This is a genomic window from Streptomyces sp. NPDC059534 (assembly GCF_042743475.1).
In the GTDB taxonomy this organism is placed as follows: domain Bacteria; phylum Actinomycetota; class Actinomycetes; order Streptomycetales; family Streptomycetaceae; genus Streptomyces.
The window spans coordinates 1-7187 of record NZ_JBHWAQ010000089.1; the positions used below are offsets into that span (position 1 = coordinate 1).

General features: G+C 67.2%; 7 protein-coding genes and 1 pseudogene. 3 read left to right on the top strand and 5 right to left on the bottom strand.

Annotated features, from left to right (window positions below; translation table 11 throughout):
* The first annotated feature begins 99 nt into the window (after window positions 1-99).
* Window positions 100-549, top strand: coding sequence for an IS30 family transposase (locus ACFVZH_RS39495; protein WP_384905372.1), 450 nt, complete (start codon window positions 100-102; stop codon window positions 547-549).
* Window positions 550-572: 23 nt separating this feature from the next.
* Here the strand turns inward: ACFVZH_RS39495 and ACFVZH_RS39500 are convergent, their stop codons facing one another.
* Complete coding sequence (locus tag ACFVZH_RS39500; protein WP_384905374.1) at window positions 573-1520, bottom strand: LysR family transcriptional regulator; 948 nt, start codon at window positions 1518-1520, stop codon at window positions 573-575.
* 108 nt (window positions 1521-1628) lie between these two features.
* Here ACFVZH_RS39500 and ACFVZH_RS39505 point away from each other — a divergent pair, with 108 nt between their 5' ends.
* Together ACFVZH_RS39505 and ACFVZH_RS39510 are read left to right on the top strand one after the other, a co-directional pair.
* The gene (locus ACFVZH_RS39505; protein WP_384905376.1) at window positions 1629-2672 is read left to right on the top strand and encodes a zinc-dependent alcohol dehydrogenase family protein; all 1044 of its coding nucleotides are present in this window, start codon (window positions 1629-1631) and stop codon (window positions 2670-2672) included.
* Between the two features lie 126 nt (window positions 2673-2798).
* The gene (locus ACFVZH_RS39510) at window positions 2799-3473 is read left to right on the top strand and encodes an NAD(P)H-binding protein (RefSeq protein WP_384905378.1); all 675 of its coding nucleotides are present in this window, start codon (window positions 2799-2801) and stop codon (window positions 3471-3473) included.
* Between the two features lie 207 nt (window positions 3474-3680).
* Here the strand turns inward: ACFVZH_RS39510 and ACFVZH_RS39515 are convergent, their stop codons facing one another.
* The 4 genes and pseudogenes from ACFVZH_RS39515 to ACFVZH_RS39530 all read right to left on the bottom strand — a co-directional run.
* Window positions 3681-4568 (bottom strand): Tn3 family transposase, encoded by an 888-nt coding sequence (locus ACFVZH_RS39515; protein WP_384905380.1) that lies wholly within the window; start codon window positions 4566-4568, stop codon window positions 3681-3683.
* Between the two features lie 55 nt (window positions 4569-4623).
* Window positions 4624-5874, bottom strand: a complete 1251-nt coding sequence (locus tag ACFVZH_RS39520; RefSeq protein ID WP_384905384.1) for a group II intron reverse transcriptase — start codon at window positions 5872-5874, stop codon at window positions 4624-4626.
* Window positions 5769-6386 carry a reverse transcriptase N-terminal domain-containing protein gene (locus tag ACFVZH_RS39525; protein ID WP_384905382.1) on the bottom strand — a complete coding sequence of 206 codons (618 nt, stop codon included), beginning with the start codon at window positions 6384-6386 and terminating at the stop codon, window positions 5769-5771. The genes ACFVZH_RS39520 and ACFVZH_RS39525 overlap by 106 nt, the downstream gene beginning before the upstream one ends.
* A 639-nt stretch (window positions 6387-7025) precedes the next feature.
* Window positions 7026-7187, bottom strand: a pseudogene (locus ACFVZH_RS39530) (Tn3 family transposase); the annotation flags it as partial.

A 7187-nucleotide genomic window follows, 5' to 3' on the forward strand; every position in this document is an offset into this window, starting at 1 on the left:
GAGCCCTTGGGGCTTGCTTGAGCCGTGTGCGGTGAAAGCTGCTTGCACGGTTCTGAGGGGGCGGGGACGCAGCAATGCGTCCCCGCTACCCGACTCGTGATGGGCACCCGGCCCTCGGCCGTCGCCACGCTGGTCGAGCGCACCAGCCGCTACACGGCCATCGTCGCGCTGCCCGACGGCATCAAGGCCGAGCAGGTCGCCCCGCACCTCACCAGGAGTCTCCTCGGTATCCCGACCCCGCTGCGGCGGACGCTCACCTGGGACCGGGGCCGGGAGATGGCCGGGCACCAGGCCATCACCGCCGAGACCGGGATGCCGATCTACCTCTGCAAACCGCGCAGCCCGTGGCAGCGCGGCACCAACGAGAACACCAACCGGCTGCTTCGGCAGTACCTCCCCAAGGGCGCCGACCTCCGCACGTTCAGCCAGGCCGACCTGGACGCCATCGCCCACGAACTCAACCATCGCCCACGCAAGACCCACGGCTACCGCACCCCGGCAGAGGTCTACGCTGACCTCCTGAACAGCGGTGATGCGCTGATCGCTTGAGCCTGCCAACGGTTTCCGACACTTCACTGACTTCCCTGGAAGGCGCTGTTCTCCGCTGTGTATGCCGCGCTGTTGCTGAGAGTGCGAAGTGCGGTGAGGCATGCGGCGATCGTGGGTTCGTGTGCTGTGCCGTGGCGGACGGCGGTCTCGATCGTGCGGGTGAGCGTGTTGTCCGTCACCGGTCGTGCTGTCAGTGTCGGCGGGAGGTGAGCTGCGGCGATGTGTGGGATAAGGACCGTGTGGCCGCTGCTTGCGGCGAGGGCGATCATGGCGGAGAAGTCGGTGAAGGTATGGCGCACCTGAGGTGTGAAGCCAGCTGACCGGCAGGCTTGGAGAACGGCGTCTCCGCAGGCTGTTTGCGGCGGGGCGGTGATCCACGGGGCGCCTGCGAGTTCCCGTAGGTCGATTGGAGATCGCTCGGGGTCGGCCGCGGGGTGGTCGTTTCGCAGGATCGCGACCAGTGGATCGGTCCATAGAGCGTGGGTCTCGACGCCGGGGTGTGGGGGTGTGGCGAGGTTTGTGTAGCGGTAGAGCAGCGCGATGTCGGCGCGGCGCTGGATCAGCAGCCGTACGCCGGTTTCGGGTTCGGCTTCGGTGATGTGCAGCCGCAGGTTCTCGTGGGCGCCTTCCAGGGTTTTGCTGAGGGGGGCGGCTACCGGTGCGAGAGCGCTGGGGAAGCAGGCGAAATGGAGGGGACCAGCTGGCTCCCCGGTATCGGGGAGCAGGCGGTTCCGGGCTCGTTCGAGAGCCGTGAGGACATGCTCGGTGTCTTCGGCCAGCTGGTGCCCGGCGGCGGTGAGGCGGACGGATCGGCCGGTGCGTTCCAGCAGACGGGTGTGGGTCTCCTCCTCGAGTAATCGCAGCTGCTGCGAGACGGCGGAGGTCGTAACGCCATGGAGTTCAGCCACGGCGGTCACCGTGCCGTGGGCAACCAGATCGCGCAGGAGAATGAGTCGTCGGACATCGAGCATTAGTTCATCTTAAGGGTGTGCTGTAGAGGATGTAGCTGGACGCGGGAACATGTGTGCGGTGACCCTGGCTTCCTCATCCCATGCCCCAAACAGCGCCAGGAGTGTTTCGTGCGTGCCACCATGATCTACGGCCCCAACGACATCCGGATCGAAGAGGTGCCCGACCCAGTGGTCCGGAAGCCGACCGACGCCGTAGTGCGGGTGGTCAACGCCTGCATCTGCGGCAGCGATCTGTGGGCGTACCGCGGTGTGGCCTCCCGTACAGCAGGTCAGCGGATCGGGCACGAGTTCCTCGGCATCGTCGAGGCGGTCGGCTCCGAGGTGCGGGACGTACGCCCGGGCGACTTCGTGGTTGCCCCGTTCGTCTGGTCGGACGGCACCTGCGACTATTGCCGCGAGGGCCTACATACCTCCTGCCCACAGGGCGGCTTCTGGGGCGAGGTCGGCTCCGACGGCGGCCAGGGCGAGGCCGTCCGAGTCCCGTTCGCCGACGGCACCCTGGTCAAGCTGCCGAAGGAGACGGCTGGCGAGGAGAAGCTGCTGCCCGGCCTGCTTGCCCTCTCCGATGTGATGAGCACCGGTCACCACGCCGCCATCGCCGCCAGGGTCCGACCGGGCTCGACCGTCGCCGTGGTCGGCGATGGTGCGGTCGGCTTGTGCGGTGTGCTGGCCGCGCAGCGCCTCGGCGCCAGCCGGATCATCGCGCTGGGCCGGCACGAGCAGCGCACCGCGATCGCCCGCAGCTTCGGTGCCACCGACGTGGTCGCCGAGCGCGGCGAGGCCGCGATCGAGGCGGTCAAGGAGCTGACCGGCGGTCAGGGAGCGGACGCCGTGCTGGAGGCCGTCGGCACCGAGGAGTCGATGCACACCGCGATCTCCATCGCCCGGGACGGCGGCGCGGTCGGCTACGTCGGCGTACCGCACGGCGGCAGCGCCGGTGTCGACATCTCCCAGATGTTCGGCCGGAACGTCACGCTGGCTGGCGGCGTCGCTCCCGCCCGTGCGTACATCCCCGAGCTGCTCCCGGACGTGCTGTCCGGTGCGATCGACCCCGGCCTGGTCTTCGACCGCACCGTCGGCCTGGATGGCGTGCCCGAGGGCTACCGCGCGATGGACAACCGCACGGCCCTCAAGATCCGCATCGCCTTCTGAAGGGGCGGCCTGACACGATCCTCACGGGGCACTACCCCCTGGGGTCTGAGCGGCCCCCGCAGCACTCAGCTGGCCGCGACAGCAGCCGGAGAGACCGCATCGTTATTTCCATCCGAGGAGAGCTTCATGAAAATCGTGATTGCCGGCGGCAACGGCCAGATCGCCCGGCGTCTGGGCCAGCTGCTCGCGGCACGGGGCGACAGCGTCATCGGAATCGTCCGCAACCCGGCCCACAGCAGTGCTCTGCAAGCAGACGGCATAGAGCCCACCGTCTGCGACCTCGAAAAGACATCGTCCGACGAGGTTGCCCGGGTTGTATCCGGGGCGGATGCCGTGGTCTTCGCCGCAGGAGCCGGCCCCGGCAGCGGAGCGGCCCGTAAGCACACCGTGGACCATCAGGCTGCTGTCCTGCTAGCCGACGCTGCTCTGCGGGCCGGGGTCCGGCGGTATGTGATGGTCTCCACCCGTGGCGCGGGCAGTCCGCCCCCGGCCCACGCCGACGACGTCTGGGCGGCCTACGTGCATGCCAAGACCGCTGCGGACGAGCACCTCATGGCGCAGGACCTCGACTGGACCGTTTTGCGGCCGGCGGCCCTCACGAATGAGCCGGGCACCGGCAGCGTCCGCCTCACCGCCGAGCGGAGCATCGGAGAGGTCACCCGGGACGATGTCGCCCAAGTCCTCGTCGCCCTGCTCGACACCCCCACCACCACGGGACTCGTCCTGGAACTCGCCGAAGGACCCAATCCGGTCCGCGAAGCAGTGTCACATGCTGCAGAAGCCCGCACAGGGCAGCCCTGACAGCGTCCGTAGCACCCCACTCCTATGCCGTGTCGATCCCGTGACTGACCGCGCGCCAAGGCGTCGGCCGAGGAAAGAACGAGAGATGGCTCCGGCGCGGGGCACCTTCGGATGAGCGTCCGGTCACGGGCCGACAAGTTCCGGGTTATCGAGCCGGGCCCACGGTCCACTGACAGCAGTTCGTACCGTAGCGGACGCTTCCGGTACTCACCGGGTAGATCGCGCGTCCTGTGCCGCGCCGTCTGCGGCCTGCCGGGGGCGGGGAACGGCCAGCGGCGCCAGGTCGAGCCGCTTGTCCATGTCGAGGCGGAACGTTCCGTACGGGTTGATGTTCGACCAGAACAAGGCGGTCAGCCCACGCCGGTCCTCGTCGGTGAGCTTCTTCGCCCAGGCCGGTTCGGCGAGGACCTGCCGCACCAGCAGGGTGTTGATGTGGACAAGACTCGACTGGAGCAGGTGCAGGGCGAGCATTGAGGTTTCGGCGTGCTCTTTGTCCGGGCCGGTCAGGGCGCCGTCCTTGCCGTAGTGGAGCGCGGTGTTCGCGCTGTTCCAGTTCTCCACGGCCTGGAGGCCGCCGTGGATCTCGCGGCGCAGGCCGGGGCCGGCCAGGTAGTCGCAGGCGAAGACCGTACGGACCGCGCGGCTGAGTTCTTCGAGCGCGGCGTAGGTGGGGTGCTTGGGGCCACCGCGCGTGAAGCGCCGCAGCACCTGCTCCGCCTCCGCCGTCCCCAGCCGGAGCGCGGTGGCGTACTTCACTATCTGGTCGTACTGCTGGATGATCAGGTCCCAGCGGATCGGCCGCGTCAACGAGCTGCCGAGGGCGGGCCAGCCGGGCGGTGTGTCGTCCGGGCGGTACAGGCGGATACTGTCGATGTTCTTCAGCCGGGGCAGCAGGCGGAAGTTCAGCAGCTCAGTGAAGGCGAACCCGACCACGCTCGCACCGTGCGTATCCACATAGTTCGACTCGATCTCGGCGTCCGTGCAGTGCCGCAGCAGGCCCTCGATCATCGCCGCGACCTCGGACGACGAACAGCTCTTGAGCTGGGAGTAGATGCAGACGTTCTTCCGCTCGACGGTCGGGTAGCCGGGGCCCATTGCTGGGACCCCGGCCCCCTCAGAACCGGGCGAGCGGCTTTCACCGCACCGCGGCTCAAGCAGGTCGCTGGGACCGCTTCGCATCGAGTGCTTCTGTCGCGTGATGCTGCTGGTGGCACTGCGAGTGCAGGAGGATGAGGTTCTTCAGCTCGTTGCCGCCGCCGTGCTGTCGGTGCACGACGTGGTGCACGTTCAGCGTCCGGCGGACCGAGTCGAACCAGGACACCCAGTCGTGGATGTTGTCCGGCTCGAACTCAGCTCCTTCGACGAGGTCGAGACCGCACCGGGCGCATCGGCCGCGCTGACGGACTGCGAGGGTCTGGATGAACCTGTTCTCCAGCCCCAGTTTGGTCCGCCTGGCCGCGCGCTCGGTCCAGTAGTCCGTCAGCGCCGGATCGTCCTTGGAATGGGTTCCAAGGACCGGCACGTGACGGACGATCCTGGTCATCGCGGCGGGCTTGACGTACGCCGAACCCTCACCGAAGATCCAGCGGTTGTCACTCCCGGGAATCCGCTTGTCCCAGTACCGGGCCGCGATCCACTGCCTTCCCTTCCGCCGATGCTGTCTGCTCGCCCACTGCCAGAGCTGGCCGAACACGATCCGATCGACTTCCTTGAAGGCCCTCTTCGAGCTCCAGGGGCGGTAGTACGCGGTCCATCCCCGGAGAAACGAGTTGAGCTCTGGGACCAGCCGGTCCGCAGGCTTCCCCCGGTTCGACCGGACAACGTCCCGGATACGCCCCTTGGCCTTCCTCACCGCGTCCTTGCTCGGCGTCACGAGCGTGTACCCGTTGGCGTACGTCCGGACGGTGCACCCGAGGAAGTCGAAGCCGTCAGTGAGGTGGCGGAGCGAGGTCTTCTCCTCGTTGAAGGCCAACCCCCTGGGCGTGAACCATTCCTTCAGCCGCCGGTACGCCTCGTGTGCGTCCTTCTCCGTGTGGCAGATGACCACGAAGTCGTCCGCGTACCGCACAAGGGCCGGGGACCCTTCCTTGAGGACCCGGGAGTTCCCGTGTCTTCTCCAGGAGACCCCGGCTGCTTCCTCCATTCCGTGCAGAGCAATGTTCAGCAGGAGCGGGCTGATCACCCCTCCTTGCGGAGTGCCTTCCACCGTCGGCGCGAAGGTTCCCCTGTCCATTACTCCGGCCTTCAGCCAGCCCTCGACGGCATCCCTGGCGGGGAAGCCTGCGAGTGACCGCATCAGGTGCGTGTGGTCGATCCGGTCGAACGCCGCCGACAAGTCGGCGTCCAGCACCCACCTCCGGTGGCTGGCGGGCTTGCCCACCACCTGGAAGATGGCCGCCAGTGCGTCGTGACATCCCCGGCCGGGGCGGAAGCCGTAGCTTCGCGCCTCGAATCGCGCCTCCCATTCAGTTCCAGGGCGTTCTTCACCCTGGCCTGGTGGACCCGGTCCCGGATGACCGGGATGCCGAGAGGGCGCGTCTTCCCATTCGCCTTCGGAATCTGTACTCGCTTCACCGGACGTGGGCGGGCGGCCCCGTTCCGCAGAAGCATGCGGGCCAGCCGGCCCCGCTCCTTCGGGCCGAGTGCCGTCTCCCCGTCCACGCCGGCGGTCTTTCGCCCCCGGCTCACCTGGGTTACCCGGCGCACGCTCAGGAGCGTGTTCGCGGCCGACCGCATCATGAGCTTCTGGAGGTTGCGGACCTTCTTCATGTCGCCAGCTTGAGCGGCCTTGAAGATCCTCTGGCGCAGCCTCGTTACATCGCGGTCGACCCGGCCCCAGTCGATCTGGTGCCAGGCTTCCGCATCGTCGGCAGTTTCGTTCCAGAAGGACAGCTGCCCGGTGTTCTGGTCCACTCGCCCTCCCTGTCTAACGTGCGCTGCCGTTTACTCGGTGCATCGTCGTCTCTTCAAAGACCCACCTGGTCCGCTTGGGCGTCCTTTCGGACCCGGGCATCAGCCCGGTATCCGCCGGGTTATAGCCGGAGGGTGGAGCCCCTATATCCGGCCTTTCCCCTTGCCTTTCGGCTTGGCGGCGTTCGCTTCTCGGACCATCCTTTACCCGCAGAGGAGTTGAGCCTTCGTTGCCTCCGGCCTACCCAGAGGGACCTCTACGGGGTTTCCCTGTTCCGCACACACGAGATGCGCCCGGGTTGGATGCCCTCTTTGACCCGGAAGCCGCGGTGACCTACTCCGGCCTTGACAGCCAGCTCAGAGTCACGCTGGGTTCTCACCCGGTAGCTCCTGGACCGCCTCGACTGCTTCCACTGAGGCGGGTGATCTTTACGAGTCCTCATCAAGGGTTCACTTGTGTTCATCCGTCCGGGCTTTCCCCTGACCCGTGCCGATTCAGTGGTCGTCTCGGCCTTCGGTCTGCTGGCCAGGCTTCGCACCGAGGAATTACTTACTCCGCACGCTGGCTGGGGAATCGACCAGTTGGTCACAGGTCGAAAATGTCGGTATCTCCTTCCCAGACATTTGCTCGAAATGTGCGACTTTCAGGTCGCACTGCCGGTAGATCATCACTCCGTTGCCGCCATAGTGGCGGGCGTGGTACTCGGTCATGAAGTTGCTGGACCAGGACCCGAATTTCTTCGAGTCCGACGCACATGCGGTTCCCTGCCCCCACCAGGCGGTGTCGCGGGCAGCGAAGGTGGC

What these genes read in the sequence shown, in the direction of transcription:
- ACFVZH_RS39495 (WP_384905372.1), top strand. Translation starts at nt 100, where the DNA reads ATGGGCACCCGGCCCTCGGCCGTCGCCACGCTGGTCGAGCGCACCAGC.
- ACFVZH_RS39500 (WP_384905374.1), bottom strand. Translation starts at nt 1,520, where the DNA reads ATGCTCGATGTCCGACGACTCATTCTCCTGCGCGATCTGGTTGCCCAC.
- ACFVZH_RS39510 (WP_384905378.1), top strand. Translation starts at nt 2,799, where the DNA reads ATGAAAATCGTGATTGCCGGCGGCAACGGCCAGATCGCCCGGCGTCTG.
- ACFVZH_RS39515 (WP_384905380.1), bottom strand. Translation starts at nt 4,568, where the DNA reads ATGGGCCCCGGCTACCCGACCGTCGAGCGGAAGAACGTCTGCATCTAC.